Annotated in this window: 1 protein-coding gene; it reads left to right on the top strand. The window is 43.9% G+C overall.

The genetic code is table 11. The annotated features are described in order from the left end of the window. Positions 1–288 (top strand): DUF3187 family protein (locus tag AAEY98_RS22180; protein WP_351019715.1); only part of this gene is annotated, 288 nt, incomplete at its 5' end. Between the last annotated feature and the right edge of the window lie 81 nt (positions 289–369).

Raw genomic sequence — 369 nt, 5'->3', positions numbered from 1 at the left:
CACAATACAGAACCGTTATCGCAAAATGCCTTCGAATCACATTACTTAATGTTGGGGCTGGGTTACGAATATCGTAGAGGTCGGCACGGTTGGTTAGCTGAATATCATCGTTATGATGGCATGGTGAGTTGGGATAAAAACTTCTCGGAAGCCTCTAATGAAGCGGTGTTGGGTTATCGCTATTACTTCAATAGCAGCGCCATCGAATTCACTATGGTTGAGAACTTTTTAAACATGGATAACAGTGCTGATATAGCTTATGTATTAGGTTATCGGCATAAATTTTAGATCCTAGGTTCTAGAGCGCTGCGCTTCTAGGGCGGACTGCGTCCTGCTAAGGACAGCTGCGCTGTTAAGCTTAGATCCTAG

Origin of the sequence: Shewanella sp. AC91-MNA-CIBAN-0169 (assembly GCF_040310165.1) — a bacterium.
In the GTDB taxonomy this organism is placed as follows: Bacteria; Pseudomonadota; Gammaproteobacteria; order Enterobacterales; family Shewanellaceae; genus Shewanella.
The sequence above is the reverse complement of the archived record's forward strand: the minus strand, read 5'-3'. Positions and strand labels throughout refer to the sequence as shown.